Annotated in this window: 19 protein-coding genes and 4 tRNA genes; 13 read left to right on the forward strand and 10 right to left on the reverse strand. The window is 38.2% G+C overall.

Features of this window, described 5'->3' with window-relative positions; all coding sequences use genetic code 11:
• Positions 1-24: 24 nt before the first annotated feature.
• The 4 genes from F886_RS03195 to F886_RS03210 all read left to right on the forward strand — a co-directional run bounded on the left by F886_RS03195 (position 25) and on the right by F886_RS03210 (position 1,018).
• A tRNA-Ser gene (locus F886_RS03195) sits at positions 25-115 on the forward strand.
• 10 nt (positions 116-125) lie between these two features.
• Positions 126-202: transfer RNA gene (locus tag F886_RS03200), tRNA-Arg, on the forward strand.
• 39 nt (positions 203-241) lie between these two features.
• Positions 242-318 (forward strand) — tRNA-Arg (locus tag F886_RS03205).
• 106 nt (positions 319-424) lie between these two features.
• Positions 425-1,018: an HAD-IB family hydrolase gene (locus F886_RS03210; protein ID WP_005301324.1), complete on the forward strand. Its 594-nt coding sequence runs from the start codon at positions 425-427 to the stop codon at positions 1,016-1,018.
• Between the two features lie 70 nt (positions 1,019-1,088).
• On the opposite strand, the gene F886_RS03215 is transcribed toward F886_RS03210, so the two are convergent.
• Positions 1,089-3,248 carry a hypothetical protein gene (locus F886_RS03215; protein WP_005301326.1) on the reverse strand — a complete coding sequence of 720 codons (2,160 nt, stop codon included), beginning with the start codon at positions 3,246-3,248 and terminating at the stop codon, positions 1,089-1,091.
• 580 nt (positions 3,249-3,828) lie between these two features.
• Here F886_RS03215 and F886_RS03220 point away from each other — a divergent pair.
• Positions 3,829-3,905: transfer RNA gene (locus F886_RS03220), tRNA-Arg, on the forward strand.
• 113 nt (positions 3,906-4,018) lie between these two features.
• Here F886_RS03220 and F886_RS03225 read toward each other — a convergent pair.
• Entirely contained in the window at positions 4,019-4,711 is a 693-nt protein-coding gene (locus tag F886_RS03225; protein ID WP_005301328.1) for a nitroreductase family protein, read from the reverse strand.
• Positions 4,712-4,934: 223 nt separating this feature from the next.
• On the opposite strand from F886_RS03225, the gene F886_RS03230 reads away from it, so the two are divergent.
• Both F886_RS03230 and F886_RS03235 read left to right on the forward strand, forming a co-directional pair.
• Positions 4,935-5,432: a YcxB family protein gene (locus tag F886_RS03230; RefSeq protein ID WP_005301331.1), complete on the forward strand. Its 498-nt coding sequence runs from the start codon at positions 4,935-4,937 to the stop codon at positions 5,430-5,432.
• Between the two features lie 39 nt (positions 5,433-5,471).
• Positions 5,472-6,113 carry a fumarylacetoacetate hydrolase family protein gene (locus F886_RS03235; RefSeq protein ID WP_005301332.1) on the forward strand — a complete coding sequence of 214 codons (642 nt, stop codon included), beginning with the start codon at positions 5,472-5,474 and terminating at the stop codon, positions 6,111-6,113.
• Between the two features lie 105 nt (positions 6,114-6,218).
• Here the strand turns inward: F886_RS03235 and F886_RS03240 are convergent, their stop codons facing one another.
• Complete coding sequence (locus F886_RS03240) at positions 6,219-7,466, reverse strand: YihY family inner membrane protein (protein ID WP_005301333.1); 1,248 nt, start codon at positions 7,464-7,466, stop codon at positions 6,219-6,221.
• 360 nt (positions 7,467-7,826) lie between these two features.
• Between F886_RS03240 and wrbA the strand changes: the two genes are divergently transcribed.
• Entirely contained in the window at positions 7,827-8,435 is a 609-nt protein-coding gene (gene wrbA / locus F886_RS03245) for an NAD(P)H:quinone oxidoreductase (protein WP_005301334.1), read from the forward strand.
• Between the two features lie 47 nt (positions 8,436-8,482).
• Here wrbA and F886_RS03250 read toward each other — a convergent pair whose 3' ends face one another.
• From F886_RS03250 to F886_RS03260, 3 genes are all read right to left on the reverse strand, one after another.
• Entirely contained in the window at positions 8,483-9,058 is a 576-nt protein-coding gene (locus F886_RS03250; protein WP_004789579.1) for a xanthine phosphoribosyltransferase, read from the reverse strand.
• Between the two features lie 71 nt (positions 9,059-9,129).
• Positions 9,130-9,843 carry a DUF3108 domain-containing protein gene (locus tag F886_RS03255; protein WP_004789577.1) on the reverse strand — a complete coding sequence of 238 codons (714 nt, stop codon included), beginning with the start codon at positions 9,841-9,843 and terminating at the stop codon, positions 9,130-9,132.
• 158 nt (positions 9,844-10,001) lie between these two features.
• Complete coding sequence (locus F886_RS03260) at positions 10,002-10,673, reverse strand: hypothetical protein (protein WP_005301337.1); 672 nt, start codon at positions 10,671-10,673, stop codon at positions 10,002-10,004.
• A 232-nt stretch (positions 10,674-10,905) separates the two neighbouring features.
• On the opposite strand from F886_RS03260, the gene F886_RS03265 reads away from it, so the two are divergent.
• Positions 10,906-11,790, forward strand: coding sequence for an energy transducer TonB (locus F886_RS03265; RefSeq protein WP_005301340.1), 885 nt, complete (start codon positions 10,906-10,908; stop codon positions 11,788-11,790).
• Positions 11,791-11,891: 101 nt separating this feature from the next.
• Here F886_RS03265 and ybeY read toward each other — a convergent pair whose 3' ends face one another.
• The 3 genes from ybeY to miaB are packed head-to-tail and all read right to left on the reverse strand — an operon-like array spanning position 11,892 to position 14,961.
• Positions 11,892-12,374 (reverse strand): rRNA maturation RNase YbeY, encoded by a 483-nt coding sequence (gene ybeY / locus F886_RS03270; protein ID WP_004789571.1) that lies wholly within the window; start codon positions 12,372-12,374, stop codon positions 11,892-11,894.
• Between the two features lie 9 nt (positions 12,375-12,383).
• Entirely contained in the window at positions 12,384-13,472 is a 1,089-nt protein-coding gene (locus F886_RS03275; protein WP_004789570.1) for a PhoH family protein, read from the reverse strand.
• A 37-nt stretch (positions 13,473-13,509) separates the two neighbouring features.
• The gene (gene miaB, locus F886_RS03280; RefSeq protein WP_005301343.1) at positions 13,510-14,961 is read right to left on the reverse strand and encodes a tRNA (N6-isopentenyl adenosine(37)-C2)-methylthiotransferase MiaB; all 1,452 of its coding nucleotides are present in this window, start codon (positions 14,959-14,961) and stop codon (positions 13,510-13,512) included.
• Positions 14,962-15,248: 287 nt separating this feature from the next.
• Between miaB and F886_RS03285 the strand changes: the two genes are divergently transcribed.
• The 4 genes from F886_RS03285 (at position 15,249) to F886_RS03300 (ending at position 19,531) form a co-directional block, all read left to right on the forward strand.
• The gene (locus tag F886_RS03285) at positions 15,249-17,192 is read left to right on the forward strand and encodes a lytic transglycosylase domain-containing protein (protein WP_005301345.1); all 1,944 of its coding nucleotides are present in this window, start codon (positions 15,249-15,251) and stop codon (positions 17,190-17,192) included.
• 56 nt (positions 17,193-17,248) lie between these two features.
• Positions 17,249-17,911 carry a ribonuclease T2 family protein gene (locus F886_RS03290; protein ID WP_004789563.1) on the forward strand — a complete coding sequence of 221 codons (663 nt, stop codon included), beginning with the start codon at positions 17,249-17,251 and terminating at the stop codon, positions 17,909-17,911.
• 211 nt (positions 17,912-18,122) lie between these two features.
• The gene (locus F886_RS03295) at positions 18,123-19,109 is read left to right on the forward strand and encodes a malate dehydrogenase (RefSeq protein ID WP_003653591.1); all 987 of its coding nucleotides are present in this window, start codon (positions 18,123-18,125) and stop codon (positions 19,107-19,109) included.
• 176 nt (positions 19,110-19,285) lie between these two features.
• Positions 19,286-19,531, forward strand: a complete 246-nt coding sequence (locus F886_RS03300; protein WP_002119522.1) for a DUF2789 family protein — start codon at positions 19,286-19,288, stop codon at positions 19,529-19,531.
• Between the two features lie 63 nt (positions 19,532-19,594).
• On the opposite strand, the gene F886_RS03305 is transcribed toward F886_RS03300, so the two are convergent.
• Positions 19,595-20,122, reverse strand: coding sequence for a hypothetical protein (locus F886_RS03305; protein ID WP_005301348.1), 528 nt, complete (start codon positions 20,120-20,122; stop codon positions 19,595-19,597).
• Positions 20,123-20,149: the final 27 nt, after the last annotated feature.

The raw sequence follows: 20,149 nt of genomic DNA on the forward strand, positions 1-20,149 counted from the left end.
GTTTGTATTATGGCGGCTCGTTCCGGTGAGGTGGATGAGTGGCTGAAATCACTTCCCTGCTAAGGAAGCATACCTATTACTGGTATCGAGGGTTCGAATCCCTCTCTCACCGCCATTTACTTAATGCGCTCATAGCTCAGCTGGATAGAGCACTTGGCTACGAACTAAGGGGTCGGGAGTTCGAATCTCTCTGAGCGCACCAAGTAAAACAGAACGAATCGCTGAAAGGCACACAAGTTACGCGCTCATAGCTCAGCTGGATAGAGCACTTGGCTACGAACTAAGGGGTCGGGAGTTCGAATCTCTCTGAGCGCACCAACTTGAAGAATTAACCGCTTTTATAGCGGTTTTTTTGTGCTTATTTTTTAGTAATTTTAATAAATCTAAATTTATAACTTTTTAATTATATTAGAGATAATCATAAATGAACCTAGCTTTATTTGATTTTGATGGCACCATCACTCATAACGACACATTCAGCTTGTTTCTTAAATTTTCTTTAGACAGAAAAACACAACTCGTCGGTGGTATTCGGCTTGCACCGTATATAGCTGGCTATAAACTTGGTTGGGTAACGGATAAAACCATTCGAACTAAGCTCTGCCAAGTAGGATATGTGGGTTATGACGCGAATTCCCTAAAAGATATGGGGCAAGAGTTTGCTAAAAAGGTACTTCCTACATGTGTTCGTGAAAATGCTTTGGAGCGTATTCTCTGGCATAAACAACAAGGTGATCAGATTGTTGTTGTATCAGCATCATTAGGCGTTTATTTAGAAAGTTGGTGTCATTCTTTAGGTTTAGATGTTATATGCAACCAACTTGAAACACATAATGGTATTTTAACAGGTCATTTTATTGATGGTGATTGTGGTTATTTGGAAAAAGTAAATAGAATAAAAAATAAATATGATTTAAGCCAATACCCGACCATATATGCTTATGGTGATACTCCTAATGATTATGCAATGTTGGAATTAGCACATAAAAAGTATTATAGATGGCAAGAGATTGATTAGTATTAAATTAATATTTGAAACTATATTAAATCAGAAAGCCACTTATAAAAGTGGCTTTCTTTTAATGATATTAAACAGTATGGAAAGAATTATCTAAGAAGTTATCAGTAAGTAATGACTGAGGTACGATAGTATGCGTTGTATTTGTTACGCTAGTTACTGTAGACGTTACTCCACCGAGTAAGCTGCCACTTGTTAATCCACCAAGTAAATTAGAAATGACATCTAAGCTACCTTGACCAGTCACCCCACCAGTTAAGCTACCCACGATATCCGTTACGATACCAATAGGGTTTTCTGTACCACCAGTAACGCTACCAGTTAAACCGCCTAGAAGGTCAGTCACTACACCGAGTGGACTATCACCGCTAACACTACCAGTTAAACCGCCTAGAAGGTCAGTCACTACGCCAAGAGGGCTATCACCACCAGTAACTCCACCAATAGTGCCTGTTACACCGCCAAGGATTTCTGTTAATAAACCAGTTGCAGTAGAGCCATTAGTAATAAGTGTACCGATAATACCAGTCGCTGATTCAGTTGCACCTTGAATATCACCACCGACTAAGTCAGATACAACTTCAAGAGCACCATTAACTGTGTCGCGAGAAGTTTCAAAAGTTAGTGTGCCGAGGTCTGCAATTTCAGAAACAGGATGTTCTACTTGTGGAAGAATACCGATAATCGTATCCGCTACGGTATCAATACCAGTGTTTATAATTTCAGTTTTTAGGCTTTCAACGCCTTGAAGAATATCGATACCGCCTTGAACTACGTCGATCACTGGAGAGATCGGAGATGTTCCACCACCAATACCACCTGTTACGCCGCCGATGATGTCAGTTACGACTTCAAGAGGATTACCGCCAACGCCACCAGTTACACCGCCGATGATGTCAGTCACAACTTCAAGCGGATTACCGCTAACGCCGCCCGTTACACCACCGATGATGTCAGTCACAACTTCAAGAGGATTACCGCCAACACCGCCTGTGACGCCACCAACTACATCTGTAACACTTCCTACAACACCAGTGATAATACCAGCAGCAGTTGTACCATTATTGATAAGTGTACCCAGAATACCAGTTGCTGATTCAGTTGCACCTTGGATATCTCCGCCAACTAAATCAGAAACAACTTCAAGTGCGCCGTTAACCGTGTCGCGAGAAGTTTCGAAAGTTAATGTGCCGAGGTCAGCAATTTCAGACACAGGATGTTCAGTTTGTGGAAGAATGCCAATGATTGTGTCGGCAACAGTGTCGATACCTGTATTAATAATTTCAGTTTTTAGGCTTTCAACGCCTTGAAGAATATCGATACCACCTTGAACTACGTCGATCACTGGAGAAATTGGAGATGTACCGCCACCGATACCGCCCGTTACGCCGCCGATGATGTCGGTTACAACTTCAAGAGGGTTACCACCAACGCCGCCTGTTACACCGCCGATGATGTCTGTCACCACTTCAAGCGGATTACCACCAACGCCACCAGTTACGCCACCTACTATATCGGTAATACTTCCAACCACACCAGTGACAATACCTGTAGCAGTTGTACCATTGTTGATAAGTGTTTCAACAATTCCAGTTGCTGACGCAGTTGCGCCTGAGATATCTCCACCTACTAAATCAGAAACAACTTCAAGAGCACCGTTTACCGTGTCGCGAGAAGTTTCAAAAGTTAAGGTGCCAAGGTCTGCAATTTCAGAAACAGGATGTTCAGTTTGTGGGAGTGCTCCAATGATTGTTCCAGCAACAGTTTCAATGCCAGTGTTGATAATTTCAGTTTTTAGACTTTCGACACCCTGAAGAATATCAATACCACCTTGAACGACATCAATGACTGGGGAAATTGGTGATGTTCCGCCGGTCACACCACCTGTTACGCCACCGATAACACCAGTGACTACTTCAAGAGGATTGCCACCAGATACGCCTCCAATCAAGCCACCAGTTACACCACCCACAACATTGGTTACTGTTTCTAATGGATTTGTAGAACCGACAGTACCGGTTACAGTGCCAACCACATCAGAAACTAAGCCTGTTGCAGTATGCGTAACCGTATTAGTTACTGTAGAAATAACATTTGAAAGTAAGCCTGATGTTGAAACGTGTGCATCAACAGAAGAACCCGTGTTTACAGTGGTATTTACCGATACAACATTACCCAAGTCTTGAGTAACTTTTGAGATCGAAGATACGAGATTTTTTAGTAAAAACATGTTGGTCTATTTCCTATATAATTATGTATTTTTAAGTAAGTATTATTTATTGCGCTACATAATTAATGAGATGTATATCTCAATAATTGGAATTTAGTATTGGTTAGATATCAAAAGCTGTCAATGTGTATTTTTAGTCACATTTTTTAATATTAAATAATATTTAAAGAAATAATAATTCATTTAATTTAGACGTAAAAATAATAATGGTTTTTATATAATATTTTTTTAATTAATTATATTTTTTCTTATATTTCCACTTATTTGAAGCAGTATATTAGATAAATTTTACTTGGGTCTATAATGTTAGGGCTTAGCTAGAAATATATTATTTCTATAATGTTGAGTGAAATGGTCGACTTTAACTTTTAGATATATGGCGAAATACGTCAAAAAGTCTATAAAACTTATTTGAAAAAAAATATTTCAAATACATCTTAGGTAAGAAAGTCTTCAATAATTTTAGCTCCTATTTTATGTAAAAGAGGGGTGTGGCTAAGAACTAGACGGTTGATGACAGAAAGATGAAAAAAGGCTTCCTAAGCCTTAAAAAATGCGTATAATGCGCAACATCAAGTACGCGCTCATAGCTCAGCTGGATAGAGCACTTGGCTACGAACTAAGGGGTCGGGAGTTCGAATCTCTCTGAGCGCACCACTTGAAGAATTAACCGCTATATATAGCGGTTTTTTTGTGCCTATTTTTTGTCATTTCTATTCAAAGCCGGTGCTCGTGGCAACCAGCTTTGAAAAGAATTAAAAAGTAGAAAATTAGCCAAATGTTTTAAAACGATTTTCATCTTCAATAAAAGCTTTTTCTCCGGCTTCGCCTTCGATTGAACCAAATACTAATTGAGCTCTTAATTTCCAATGAGCGGGAACATTAAATGTAGCATTAATTTTCTCATCAATGATTGGATTGTAGTGTTGCAAAGAAGCCCCAATACCTTGTTCAGCCAGTACGTTCCATACTGCAAATTGTGCAATTGCTGTTGAGTGCTCAGACCAGATTGGAAAATTATCTGCATATGCTTCAAATTGCTCTTGTAGACCTTTAATCACATGTTGGTCTTCAAAAAATAAAACTGTACCTGTACCTGCCGCAAAACTTTGAATTTTCTGTTCAGTTCCAGTTAGGGCTTCTGCTGGAATAATCGTTTTTAATACATCTAAAACAATATTCCAGAAATTTTGGTGGGACTGATCAAATAAAATCACAACGCGAGAAGACTGGGAGTTAAAAGCAGATGGGCTATGTTTTACAGCCTCTTGAATTAATTTTTCAATTTCAGTTGGGGACTGTTTTAAGTTCTTTCCTATTGAATAAATTGAACGACGTTTTTTAATTAATTCTAAAAAGCTTGGTTCATTTGAAAGGTTCGTCTCTTGAGTGGTGTGCGTAACCACATCTTTTGAGACTGTTGCTTTTTGATTTAAGCCAAATAATTTTGCAAAAAAAGACATGAGACATTCCACTAAGAAGGTGATGCTCTTATTGTAGAAATTTTAAAAAGTGAAATAAGCTCAAAAAATATGAATCTACGTTCCATATATGCAACGAAAAATATTTTGCAACTGAACTATAACTGCTTCTTTTAAACAAAACAAAAAATAGCCTTTGATTCGTTTTAAAGCTGAAATGAATATGCTCTAATAGTTTCGATTTATTGAGTATTGATGCATTGCAATGACTGAGCAAAAAACAGCTTTATCTCTACGTTACTATTTGAATTTAGAAGAATCACAAGATGGATTTTCGTTAGTAACATTTGGGAAAAAACAATTTACCCGTTTTCTAACACCTGCGATTAGCATTGCAATTATTATTTGGGGACTTTATTTAGGCTTCTCTGGGGTTGGCCGATATTATGTCGGATTAGGTTTGTTTTTTCTGGTGATGCAAGGGCTGATGCGTTATTGGCTTTTACCGATGTTATTTAAACGTCAATTTGTTCGTTACCAGTTCGGAAAGAGTGAGCAGGGAATCGACCTTTATCAAGATTATTTTGAGCTTTATTCCAGTGAGCGTAAGCAAGTAGTGCAATATGCGGATGTGCAAACCTTTGCTAAAGGTAAGCTGACGTACATGCTTGAGTTAAAAAACAAAACTGTAATTATTGTGCCAAAGCGAGCATTTGCACAGGTTTCAGATCAAACGATATTTGAAAATACATTTAAGAAATAGATTATTGGAATTATTAGCCGCAACAACAAAGGAAGCCTCATGAATACACGTCCTTCAAAAATCGTTTGCGTAGGCAGAAGCTATGCTGATCATGTCAAAGAATTAAATAATGCTATGCCTGACAAGCCTATATTATTTATTAAACCACCTAGTAGTTTGATTGGTTTAAATGACGGTATTTCCTGGAATCCAGCTTGGGGCAGTTGTCATTTTGAGTGTGAATTAGTTTTACGCATTGACCAGCCTTTAAAAGGTGAAACAGATCCTGAAAAAGCATTAAAAGCGATTGGTGCGGTGACATTAGGTCTTGATTTAACAATGCGTGATTTACAGAATGATCTGAAAAGTAAAGGTCATCCATGGGAACGTGCAAAAGCTTTTGATGGTGCTTGTGTATTAGCTGATTGGGTAGATTTGAGCGAAATTACAGATTGGCAAGAAACTAAATTCACTTTCCATATTAATGATGAATTGCGTCAAGATGGTAATACGGCATTATTAATGTTTACCATTGGTGATCTATTAGCTGATATTAATCAGGTATTTTCACTAGAACCGGGTGATGTAATTATGACAGGTTCACCTGCTGGTGTTGGGCCATTACAGTCGGGTGATCAGTTAAAAATGACATTAAAAGGTGCAACGCAAGATTTTGTATGGAAAACTTTTGTAAAAGCATAATCCACTCTTAAATTTTCTAATTTTTAACCCTATTATTTTCCAATAATAGGGTTTTTTATTGTCTAGAAGTGGAAGACATTTATATTAATAAATCGTCTTATTTTTCTATTTTTCTTCAAAAACTGTTGAAAGAGGGATAGAAAGTTTTGCAGCCAAATAATCATTAGACTCAATGAGTGCTGGTCCAATTTTTTCCATCCATTCATCGTCATCATGTACATTTTGGACATCTTGACGTAAAGGCAATGGATAAGGAAGGGCTGTGAAAAAACTCCAGAAATCAACTTGAGATAAATTACGTGCTAGAACATATTCATCTTTATCGGTGCGTTTAACCAAATTTTGTTCTTCTAGTAAAAGTACATAAGCAGGCCAGCGACCAATTTCTCCACGGCCTAAAATTTCTAAAGCTTCTTTATCACTTACACTTTCACCCAGCTTTTGCTTTTTATAAAACAGCTCAAGAATATCTAATAACATTAGAACAGGATGTCGTTTTTGCTCTTTACCTGAGTGAAAAGCAGTTAACGCAAAACTAACTTCTACGCCCAATAAAATAATATTCCATGAAAGAAAGATCCATAACAGGAAGATAGGTACCGCTGCAAATGCCCCGTAGATCAGCTCATAGCTGGTGAAATTTGACATGACGAAGCTGAATAAGTTCTTGAGAATTTCAAAAAGTACAGCACTTAAGCAAGCCGCTATACCAGCTGCATAAACTGGAACTGTTCGGTTCGGAATAGTCCAATACAAAATAAAAAAGCCAACAATGGTCAATAAGAAAGAAATTAACCAGAGTATGAATGATCCATCAAGTTGATATCCTGCAAAATTATTGCTGAGAATATTCATGGAAGCGACAGTCGAGGAAATGACGAATGCACTTCCTAAGATAATTGGGCCCAAAGAGATGATGGTCCAGTAACGCATGAACCCCATAATGCCACTACGAGTTTCTTTTACGCGCCAAATACGATTAAAGACGTTTTCAATTGAGGTCAGCATTAAAACGGTAGTGACGAATAAAAATAGCACACCAATAACGGTCAGGTTGCTCGATTTCTCTGTGAAAGCATTTAGAGCTTTATCAAATGCAATAGTGCTTTTGGGTAAAAAATTACTATAGATTAAATGTTGGAGCTGTTGTCTTGCAGGTTCTAACGCTTTAATTGAAGAAATAATAACTAAAAAAACCGTTAACATCGGTACAACTGCGAATAGTGTTGTATAGGTGAGGGAACCAGCTTGTTCACGGCACCGATCAGCTTCAAAACGTTTAAATACATATAAAACGAACTGAAACCAGGTTTTATTATAAAAAGGAAGCTTACTTAAAAAACGTTGTAACATGCGTTGTCTATCCCGATTTTTTTAATCATCATGTTGGGCGATTAATAGCTTATCAAAGTATGAGCTGAAGAACTCAAATCGTAGATTAAAGCAAAATAATAACTTATAGAATTAAAGTCGTTCTGTAAGTTTACTATGCGCTATAGAAAAAATTGTAGCCATAATCTTTTCAGAAAAGTTGGCTTTCTGTTGTGTGATCATAAGATTCATCAGAAGTTGGTGAACCTTTTACTCAACGAATTTGAGAAATTTGCTCGTATTGCCTTTAACGCTAAACAATCAATCACCTCTAGAATTTCATAAAATTGGTTTCGCCAAAAAAATAAAAAATACCGTATAGTGTTCTTTTTAACAAAATTTATGAAACCGATGCAACCTTACATTCTTGTACTCTATTACAGTAAATATGGTTCTACTAAAGAAATGGCGCATTTAATTGCCAATGGTGTTGAGTCTGCGGGTATGTCAGTGAAAATTCGGACAGTGCCAAATATTGCTCCAGTCGTCACGGTAGCTGAATCAAGTATTCCGGCAGAAGGCGATATCTACTGTACGTTAGATGATCTAGCGAATTGTGCGGGTCTGGCGTTAGGTTCCCCAACTCGCTTCGGTAATATGGCAAGCGAAATGAAATATTTTTGGGACCAAACGACGAGTCTTTGGCTCAATGGGGCATTACATAATAAACCTGCTTGTGTTTTTACTTCTTCTGGATCAATGCATGGTGGGCAGGAGAGTACTTTACTCACGATGTTACCGCCGTTATTTCATCACGGAATGATGATTCTGGGATTACCAAATGCAATTCCAGCTTTATCTAACACTAAAACAGGTGGAACACCTTATGGGGCAAGTCATGTAAGCGGACCCCGCCATGACCAGAGCTTAAGTCAGGATGAAAAGATTTTGTGTGAAGCTCAAGGTAAGCGTTTGGGTGAAGTTGTTAAAAAGCTGGTGGTTTCCCTTTAAACAGCCAAAAAAAAGAGCGAATATCCGCTCTTTTTTATTTGCACAATTTATTCTTTTACAAAAGTGACTTTACCATCTGTAAGAGAAAGAACACGTGCTAATGACTCAACTCGGTAGCCTTTTTCAAGCAATAAATCACGGCCCGGTTGGAATGATTTTTCAATCACAATACCAACCCCCACAACTTCTGCATTTGCTTGGTGAATTAAATCAATTAGTCCTAATGCTGCTTGGCCATTCGCCAAGAAGTCATCAATAACTAATGCTTTATCAGTTGAATGAAGGTGTTTGTTTGAAATCGCAATCGTGCTTTCAGTTTGTTTAGTAAAACTAAATACTTTAGAGCGATATAAGTCATCTTTTAGCGTCAATGACTGATATTTACGAGCGAAAATTACAGGTACACCAAGTTCCAAACCTGCCATGATTGCAGGTGCAATACCTGATGCTTCAATGGTAATAATCTTGGTAATCCCTGCATCTTTAAAGCGAGCGGCAAATTCTTTACCAATCTGCTGCATTAATACAGGATCAATTTGGTGGTTTAAGAAAGCGTCGACTTTCAAGACTTGATCAGATAGAACGATACCTTCTGTTAAGATTTTCTGTTCTAGTGCGTGCACGGGAGAATCCTCTAGACGGATGCTTTTAAAGCAAATGCGTATTTTAAAAAGCATCCGAAAAAATGCAAGCTTTAATTCGTTTTACCTGTATAACTTGTTAATAACAGGCCATAAGAAGTTTTACCATCAACATGGCTGACTTTAACTGGTAAGTAGTCCAATTTAGGTGCTAACCAGAAAATAGTATTACGGTCTGGTTTACCATGTTCTAAAACAACTTTTACGGTATCGAATGTGCCATAAGAAGTTTTAATTTTCTCATTGCCTTGTTTTACAAAACGACGATTTTCAACTTCTTTTGCATCGGCAAGAGGGTATGAAGTTTTAAGTGAACCATTTTTTAAATCTTCACGCACTTGTAATTCTGCATTTAACTCATCAAGTACACCAGCCTGCCAAGCAAATGAACGAGCTTTATCATCTTTCTTGGTAGAAATAGTTTTGCTGTTTGGATTAAAGTTAATATTCATAGTGTTGTTATGAATCAAAATTTTGCTGGTACGGCTAAAACTTTGAGATCCAATTTTACCATTAGCAAAACTAAATTTACTTGTTTCACTTGCAGAAGCAATTCCACCAGCTTTTGCCGTGAAATTATAAGTCCAATTATTACCTTGCTGGCTTAGGGTACGTGTAGCCGAACCCATACCTTTATTATTATAAGTGAACTGATAATTTGCCTGAAATGGGCTCATGGCAAGTGCATGGCTTGAGAAACCTGCAAAAAGCAAAGTTGTTGAAATACCTGTTGCGATGCCAAACGATTTCAGAAATTTTGTTGCCATAAGTAAATATCCTTGTACAGACTGAAAAGTCAGTGCTGATGCATCTATAACTTAAACATATTATGCCTGTTGATCATGGAGAAAAAATCAGGATTTATGCTAAATGTGTAATCTATTTGTGTTTTTTGGCAGTTAATTCATTTTTATTCATCACAGCGTTATACATCTTTTTGCTGGATTGGTGTGATTTCAGAATCTTCAAATTCATCTTCAAAATCATCGTCCTGATCACGGTAAAGTAACGCAGCTAAATTCACATTTCCAAATACAACTAGTTCAGCCTCACGAACTCGTGCGTAATTTACATGCACTTTACTTAATGTCTCGATAATACTAGCCTTTTTACCAAACCAGCGATTGAGATCAAGGAATATCAGTTCATCACGTTCTTCTGCTACATTAAAACGTTCCAGAATCATTCCTAAAGGATCTTTTTTCAAAATTTTATGGTAGTAAAACACTGCGGCTTTTACGGCAATCTTCTGCCAAAAGTTTTTATATTTCGCTTCAATAATTTGTGTATTACTAATTTGTTCAAAAACTAAAAGCTGTTGTTCTTGATTAAATTCCATCTGAATCAGTTTTAAATCAACAGATAGTGTCGTCTCTAGGCCTTTTACATGCATGGTTGCATATAACCTTAACCAGTCATGATAAAGATCAGCGTGGAGGTCATCTAGAAATTCAACATTATTGGTGACATAACGTTGTAAAGTGGCATTCAGAAAGGTTTGTGATAACGTAAAATCTCTTTCTTCTTCAATGAATGCTTCTGCTTTTTGGTAGACCTTTTTAAGGCGTCTGACTAATGAGGAAAATAGCGTTTGCATAAAAGAACTTCCAGAAGATAATTTACTTAAGAACCAACACAATCTTTATTATGATAAAAAACGAGTTTTGATATTGCAGTGTAACAAATTTAATTGATACATTTTGACAAAATGAAAATGGATAAAACTCTATATTTGAAGTGAATCACACTTTTATCCAGATTTGAATATCAGTTTATATTTTATTCGGTATTAAACCGTGGGGATAAGGCATTTATATGCTTTTAAGATTATGTTGAACAAAAGAAGTCTATCCATAGAGCCTTTTTATCATTGGTGGCAAGACCGAGTCTTTATTGCTGCAACAATATTGGCAATCTTACTGCATGTTTTTGTGTTGCTCATCCACTTTGCCATGCCTAGCCCGTCAGAGCAATCTACCAAAGAAATTGCAATTTCAATTCGATCAAGCAATGAGCCAGTTCAGCAGGCAGATTTTTTAGCACAAGCGGACCAGCAGGGTTCGGGCACATTTCGTGAAGCCCATCGCACCTCTAGTGATACTCCAAATCCGATGCCTAATGATGCTTCAACTGGAAATGCAGAGTTAGAAAGTTTACAAAAGGTTCAGCAGCAAAGAGAGCTTAAATTTGAAGAAAAAGTCTTAATGACTGTTTTGAGTTGGCAAAAACAAGCTGATGCGAGTCAAAGGAAAAAAGAACTAGAACAATTACAAAGTCAATTTCAGGCAAAAGCTGCGATGGTTGCGAGTCTTGAAGCACAATATTTACAACGTAGACAAGATTTCAGTCGACAACAAAAAATCAAAACAGTAGATGGAATTCAAGCGAAGAAAGATGCTTCGGCTGCTTATTTGGATAAGTTCCGTGAAAAAGTAGAGTTGTATGGTAATCGCTATTATCCAGAAGAAGCCAAACAACAACAGCTAAGAGGTGAAGTCCGTTTAATGGTGATTTTGAATGCTCAAGGCGGAATTCGTGCAATTCGATTACTTGAAAGCTCAGGGCACTCAATATTAGATGAAGCAGCTAAGTCTTCAGTACGTCGCGGCGCACCATTTGGGCATTTCGATGCCAATATGAAAGATATTTCTGAATTACGTATTGTACGTACGTGGCGTTTCGATCCGGCTCAAGCAGAATTTGAAGTACATTAATAAAAAATGTGGATAAGTCTTAGCTTATCCACATTGATTTTAGTTAATTAGAAAAAATCCCATCTGAAGACAGATTATGTTTTTCTTCTAATCAATAATAATTAAATCTGTTCTTGGTAAGGATTTTCAATATTCAGCTTTGCTAGAATTTCGACTTCAATCCCTTCCATTTCCTCTGCATCTTCATCACTGGTTTCATGGTCATAACCAAGCAAATGTAAAACACCATGTACTAATAGATGTGCAAAATGGTTTTGGGCAGTTTTTTTCTGTTCTAATGCTTCTTGTAATACCACTGGAATACAAATAACTAAATCACCTAAAGGTAAGGCATCAAGCATTGGTAAAACTTCTTCAGGAATATCACTTGGAAATGATAAAACATTGGTTGGTTTATCTTTCTCTCTATATTGCAGATTAAGTTGTTGGCTTTCTGCTAAATCGACACAAGCAACGCCAATTTCGCAATCTTCTTTATAACCAACGTGGCGTAAAGTTGTCTCAATAATTTTTTTGAGTTGAGCTCGTTTGAGCTCTAACTCAGGTGATTGAAAGTCTTGTTGTAAACTTAAACTGATTTTCAAAATAAATCCTTAAGCATCCTGATGTTGCAAGTCTGCTGCTGTATCGTTTTCAGCAACTAATGCCTCTTGACGTGCTTTGCGTTCAGCACGTGCTTCAGCATTAAGACGCTGTTGTTCACCATCCCATCCTTCATACGCTTCAACGATTTTTTGAACCAGTTGGTGACGTACAACGTCACGGGAATGGAAACGGGTAATATGAATTTCTGTAATATTTTCTAGTACGCGAAGTGCGTGTGCCAAACCAGATTGTTGACCTCGAGGTAAATCTACTTGAGTAATGTCACCTGTAATCACTGCACGAGAGCCAAAACCTAAACGAGTCAAGAACATTTTCATCTGTTCTGGTGTTGTGTTCTGAGCTTCATCCAAAATGACAAATGAATGGTTAAGTGTGCGCCCACGCATATATGCAAGGGGCGCAACCTCAATGACTTGACGCTCAATTAACTTGGCAACTTTTTCAAAGCCAAGCATTTCGTAAAGTGCATCGTAAAGAGGACGTAAATAGGGGTCAATTTTCTGGGTTAAATCACCAGGTAAGAAACCCAGCTTTTCTCCAGCTTCTACAGCAGGACGTACAAGTAAAATCCTCTGGATTTCGTTACGTTCTAGCATGTCTACGGCGGCAGCAACTGCTAAATAGGTTTTACCTGTACCAGCAGGGCCTACACCAAAAGAAATATCGCTTTGTAAAATACGTTGTACATAACGTTTTTGATTGGCACCACGTGGATTAATGCGGCCTTTTCGGGTCTGGAAATAGACATCAAGCGGCGCATCGTGTTCATCCATTTCGTCACCAACTAACTCGAAATTGCGTTCAGTTTGTGACGATTGAATGAGCAGGTGTAATAGATCAGCACTGATTTGCTGGGATACCTCAGACTCTTCGTAGAGTCGTTGCAATAATGCTTCGGCTCTCCCAACAGCATCTATTTCACCATCTATGTGAAAAACATCTCCACGATGAGTAATTTTGACATCTAAACGCTGTTCAATTTGCTTCAGGTGCCCATTATAGGCACCTAGAATGCTCTTTAAACGTTCCATTGAAATTTCAGGAAATGTTACGGTACGTCGAATCGCTGCAGTCAAGAGAAAACCTTTCAGTAGACTTTAGAATACCTCTACATTACGCCACGTCAGGTTCAAGATTCAAGAGCTCACCGTAAACAAAATTTAAAGTTTTAATTTCAGTAATCTCGATCTCTGCAAAACGACCAACCCAAGTTGCATCACCAACGAAAGTGACTAGACGTGTATTGTCAGCAGTACCAATTAAAATATTAGGGTCTTGATCAGATACTTTTTCAATAAGTACACGTTCAATTTTACCTAACATGGCATCTGTTTTTTCAATACTAGACTGTTTAATGACTTTCTGAACTTGAGCTAAACGCTCTTTTTTAACTTGCTCAGGTGTGGTGTCTGGCAAGTCCGATGCAGGTGTACCTGGGCGTTTCGAATAAACAAAACTATACGAGTGATCGAAATCTAAATCTTTGATAAATTGCAATGTTTCTGCAAAATTTTCATCAGTTTCACCAGGGAAGCCAATAATAAAATCACTTGATAAATGCATGTCTGGACGAATTTTACGTAGCTTCGCAATTTTATCGATATAAACATCAATCGTATGATTTCGCTTCATTGCCTGTAAAACGTCATTCGAACCACTTTGAACAGGCAAGTGTAAATGTGACACCATTTGAGGTAAATCTTCATAACACTGAATTAGCTCATCAGAGAACTCAAGTGGGTGCGATGTTGTATAACGTAAGCGTCCAATACCCGGAATTTCTGCAACGAGTCGTAACAATTCAGGGAAGGTACAGATGCCACCTTCGAAGGTTTCACCACGGTAACCATTTACATTTTGACCAAGAAGTGAAATTTCACGGACACCTTTTTCAGCAAGGCCTGCAATTTCTGCAAGTACATCGTCTAAAGGTCGAGAAACTTCTTCACCGCGTGTATATGGAACTACACAGAAAGAGCAGTATTTAGAACAGCCTTCCATAATAGAAACAAATGCTTTAAAGCCTTCTACGCGTGGTTCTGGTAAAAAGTCGAACTTTTCAATATCTGGGAAAGAAATATCAACGAGTTTGATTTTGTCTTTTTTAGGTTTTTCTACTTGAGCATTATGTTGATCAAGCATTTGTGGTAAACGGTGTAATGTTTGAGGGCCAAAAATCATGTCTACATAAGGCGCACGTTTTTGAATATTGTCACCTTCTTGAGAGGCAACACACCCACCGACACCAATCACAAGATCTGGATTTTTGTCTTTTAGTTTGCGCCAGCGCCCTAATTCACTAAATACTTTTTCTTGTGCTTTTTCGCGAATAGAACATGTATTCATGAGCAGGATGTCTGCTTCATTAGGGTTGCTCGTTAAAATGTAACCGTGAGAGTCCCCTAAAAGGTCTGCCATACGGTGACTGTCATACTCATTCATCTGACACCCTTGAGTTTCAATATAAAGTTTTTTTATTGAAACATCAGTGGTGTGCGTTGGCTGGGTAACAGTGTTTTCTGAGGCAGCTTTGGCACCATTGGGAATGAAGGTTTGAACCGTCATGCAGGCTCCTAACAGATCGATCTAAAAAAGAATAAATTTGCCCCAAATGGGTCAAACCATTCATTATAGCAGTATTTGGACCGAACCGATAACAGTAAACCTTTAGAACGTGATACCGTTTTTTTGAAGTAAATTATGTGAATTTTAATGATGTTGAATCATAGAGTTACATAACACAACAAAAGAAAGCACGAAGACTAATTAAACTATGCTTTGAAGGTGAATAGTCAGGGTTTAACACATTTATGAGACCAAGTAGAAAGAGCTCATCAATCCATAGTCGTGTAATGAAAAATAAATATATGCATCGTAGCTGGTTAGGAGCTATGTGTTTACTTGGTTGTTCATTTACCTATGCTGCCGAAGAGCAGTTCAATGATGCGTTAAATGCTGCAAATAGTGGCAATACCGCGTTATTAGACCAATATCAGCTTGCTATGCAAAATGATGTATTGGGGTACTATCCAGAATATTGGAAACTTAATACCAATCTTGGCTTTCAACCTTCAGCTTCGATTGTAAGTTTTGCTCAACGTTATCCTCAATCAGCAATGGCTGAGAAATTAGCAGCCGATTATGTTGAAGAAAAAGTTAAACAAGCTGACTTCGCATCTGCACAACCTTTACTATCTTATGTCACCAATCCAGATCAGGCTGAAAACTGTGCATTGGCACAGGTGAGAGCCAAAACCGGTGATGCATTAGTTTTTGCTGAATATAAAGATGTATGGTTAGCCACCGAATCGCAACCTGAATCTTGTGTGGGTCTAGGACGCTTGATGTTATCTAGCCCATTAATGAGTCAGCAAGATAAGCAACAGCGCCTTTGGGTGCAGTTACGTTCTGGTTTAACAGGGCAGGCCCTTGCTACGGCGCAGACTTTAGGTATGAATCTGTCTTTGGCTCAGCTTAACCAAATTCAGGCTAACCCACTCAATTATTTGTGGAGCGCGCCTAAAGCAAATGATACAGACTATGCTTATTTAATTTTTGCATTAGGTCGTTTGGCTAATAATGACTTACCTAACGCTTTTTCGAATGTACAACGTGTCGCTCAAGGTACACCAGAGAATATACAAAAGTATTTATATAGAACTGTGGCTTATATTGGTGGCACCACGGTCATGAAAAATAATTTCAATCGTGAAGTTCTTCAATATTTTGATGCAAGTTACGGTTACCCTCTAAGCCCTGAAGAAGCTGAAATTTATGCGCGTCAGGCAATTCGATTTGGTGCGTGGGAAAGTTTAATTCGTGCTATTGATGCTATGAGCGTGACACAAAAACAAGAAGATCGCTGGCAATATTGGCTTGCTCGTGCAACAGAGCAGCGCAATGACAGTAATTCAAAAAATACTGCGCAACGTATTTATAAGAAGTTAGCTGAAAGTGGCGATGACTATCACAACCTGTTAGCTAAAGATCGTTTGGGCGAACGTTATAATCACCAACCTTATGATGACCAGCCAACAGCAAGTGATTTAAGACGTTTAGATCAGAATGTTCACTTTAATCGTGCTTTTACTTTAAGACGTATTAATGCAAATCCAACTTATACCAATCGAGAATGGAACTGGGCCGTTCGACAAGCTTATCTTCAACATGATGATGGTGTGTTGTTAGCTGCTGCAAAGCGTGCTCATGATATGGGATGGTATGACCGTGCGATTTACGCAGCAGATCGTACAACAAATAAACATAATGATACGTATCGCTATGTGACACCCCATAAGACTAATGTCGTAAGTCATAGTTACAATGCAGGAATTGATCCAGCGTGGGCTTATGGTTTAATGCGACAAGAAAGCCGATTTGTTACCTCCGCACGCTCTCACGTTGGAGCGGGTGGACTTATGCAAATTATGCCCGATACGGCAAAGTTGATTGCACGTCAAATGGGCGAAACCTATAATCCAGCGGCATTAAATGAAATGAATACCAATATTCGATATGGTACATTTTATTTGTCGATGATTCAGGGACAATTAAGCAATAATCCAGTTTTGGCAACGGCAGGTTATAATGCTGGACCTAATCGGGCAAGACGTTGGCAACCGGACTTTCAATCAATTTCGGCTGACCAATATACAGAGACAATTCCATTGTTAGAAACCAGAGACTATGTCAAGCATGTTATGACTAATGCAACACATTATGGTGTGATATTGGGGCAAGGGGCTCAATCATTATCACAACGTATGAAAGTCATTCCAATGCGTACATCGCCTTAAGTTTAGGTGGTTGATGATGGATCTTCTTTTAATTGGCATATTCAAGTTTTAATTAAATGAAATATAGATATTTGGAACTTCGTTCAATTTTGCAACTTGCATGGTGGCTTATCTGTGCAGGGGTAGGATTGATGAGTTCCGTTTTGCATGCCGAACCTGTTAATTTACAGGGATATGTGATGCACGTACAAATGACACCTGCCGCATGTGCGTTAGATCCTTCTAAACAAAAACAACGTAAATGTCTTGAAGGATATTCATTGACAATTACGGGCCTTATGCCAGAAACAAATCAGACTGATTGTTCAACAGAAAGTTCGGCAGCTCTTTCCCCATTGCAAGCCAAAGTCGTAGCTCGGGTCATGCCTGACAACAATGCGCGTGTACAGCTTTGGAAAAGTGTAGGGGGATGCGTTCCTATGAATGCAAGTCAATATTTCCGGACAGTCATTAATTTTGCTGAACGTTTAAAAATTCCAGCTAGCCTTACCAGTTCGACAAATGTTGAAATTCAACAGTCGGCCTTAAAACAGCAATTTACTCGTCTTAATCCGAGCTTGCCGCAAAATGGTATTCGTTTGACTTGTCAGTTATCACGTTCAGATGTTGTTTTGACGGAAGTGAAGGTGTGTTACACGGTAAAAGGCCAATATAAACAATGTGCAAATCATGTTGTATCGAACTGCCCTGGTGAAATCACGATTAAAGGTAGTTACTAAAGGTAACTATCATTTCGTGAAAAAATGCTGACCATACATTGAATCTATTTGTAAAGGTTAATTTGTATTTTCTATCAGACTTTTGGTGAAAATGAGTCGCTTTTACATGCATCTGCCAGATCTTTAGAGTACAATCTTTGCCGTTTATGATGATTTGGTTAGATGGAATTCCTATTTAGCCCGATTAAGGACACTCATTGGAGACAATTACATGAAGCAACCCGTTCGTGTTGCCGTGACTGGCGCTGCAGGTCAAATTGGTTACAGCTTATTATTCCGTATCGCAAGCGGTGAAATGTTAGGTAAAGATCAACCTGTTATTTTACAATTGCTTGAAGTTCCAGTTGAAAAAGCTCAACAAGCGCTTAAAGGCGTAATGATGGAACTTGATGACTGTGCTTTCCCTTTATTGGCTGGCATGATCGGGACTGATGATCCGAAAGTTGCATTTAAAGATGCTGACTACGCTTTATTGGTAGGTTCTCGTCCACGTGGTCCTGGTATGGAACGTGCTGACTTGTTAAAAGTTAACGGTGAAATTTTCATCGGTCAAGGTCAAGCATTAAACGAAGTTGCTAGTCGTGACGTTAAAGTATTAGTTGTAGGTAACCCTGCAAACACTAACGCTTACATCGCTATGAACTCTGCTCCAGACCTTCCAGCGAAAAACTTTACTGCTATGTTGCGTCTTGACCACAACCGTGCGTTGACTCAAGTTGCTCAAAAAGCTGGTGTTGCAGTTGCTGATATCGAACACTTAACAGTTTGGGGCAACCACTCTCCAACAATGTATGCTGACTACCGTTTTGCAACTGCAAATGGCGAAAGCTTAAAAGACAAAATCAACGATGCGGCATGGAACAAAGATGTGTTCCTTCCAACTGTTGGTAAACGTGGTGCTGCGATTATCGAAGCACGTGGTTTGTCTTCTGCTGCTTCTGCTGCTAACGCTGCAATTGACCATATGCGCGATTGGGCACTTGGCACAAACGGCAAATGGGTAACTATGGGTATTCCATCTGACGGTTCTTATGGTATTCCAGAAGGCGTTATGTTCGGTTTCCCTGTAACAACTGAGAATGGTGAATACAAAATCGTTCAAGGTTTAGAAATCGATGAATTCAGCCGTGAGCGTATCAACTTCACTCTAAACGAGCTTGAAGAAGAACGTGCAGCAATTGCTGACATGTTGAAATAATTTATCTTTTTGATAAGTTAAAAAAAGCACTCTTTTTAGAGTGCTTTTTTATATTTAATCATTTGAAACAAAACACAAAAAACAACAAGAAAATATAAACATTATCATGCATATAAAAAGGTTTTATTGTTAGATTAGTTAATAGATGATTTAAAACAAGTTATAGGAGAATAACAATGTTTGAACAGCAACCTACTTTAGAGCTTTTATTTGATCAGTTGGGTTTAGATTCAGATGAAGCAAGCATCGAAAACTTTATCAAAACACATCAATTGCCTGCTGAACAGAAATTACATGAAGCCTCTTTTTGGTCAAAAGGTCAAAGTGATTTTTTAAAGAGCCATTGGGAAAAAGATGATGAATGGATTGTGGTAATTGACGAACTTAATGAACAACTACATGAAGATAGTGTGAAAAAATAAACGAATAAAACAAAGGCCTGTTTTATATTCAATATATGAAACAGGCCTAATTACATTAAGAGTTTAATGTGTCTTTATTTTTAATTGATCCTTGTACCATGGCTCATGACGGACAAGGTCAAATACAGGTTGGCCATGAAGTAATGCTAGATCACATGTGCTTGTTGATAAATATTTAGTTAACCAATGGCGAGTCAATGCCGACTCTTGTCGAGCGGCTGACGCATAAGCCAAGAAGAAATAAATATCAGCATGTTCATGATGTGCTAATGGCTTCAAAATTTGTTGAGTAATCAACGCAAAACGTTTTTCTTTATTTAGTTCAAAATAAAGCATATACGCTTTGGCCAAGTGTAGAGACAAATTAAGATATAAGCTCAAAGGCATTTCTTCATATTCCATACGAGCTTGTTCAAGCAAAACAATCGCTTCTTGTAGAAAATGAAGTTGTTCTTGGCGAACACGACTTAATACGACAAGTTGCATGCGTAACTCGGCACGCTCCAAAGCAAGTTCAGGCGTATTTTCAGTCAAATAAAGCTGGTCTGTTTCACCAATTCGGTTCACAATTGTTTTACTTTCAATAGACATACGCCATTACCTTCTTTAATCAATAGC

This window comes from Acinetobacter sp. NIPH 542, from assembly GCF_000369825.1.
Lineage (GTDB): Bacteria > Pseudomonadota > Gammaproteobacteria > Pseudomonadales > Moraxellaceae > Acinetobacter > Acinetobacter oleivorans.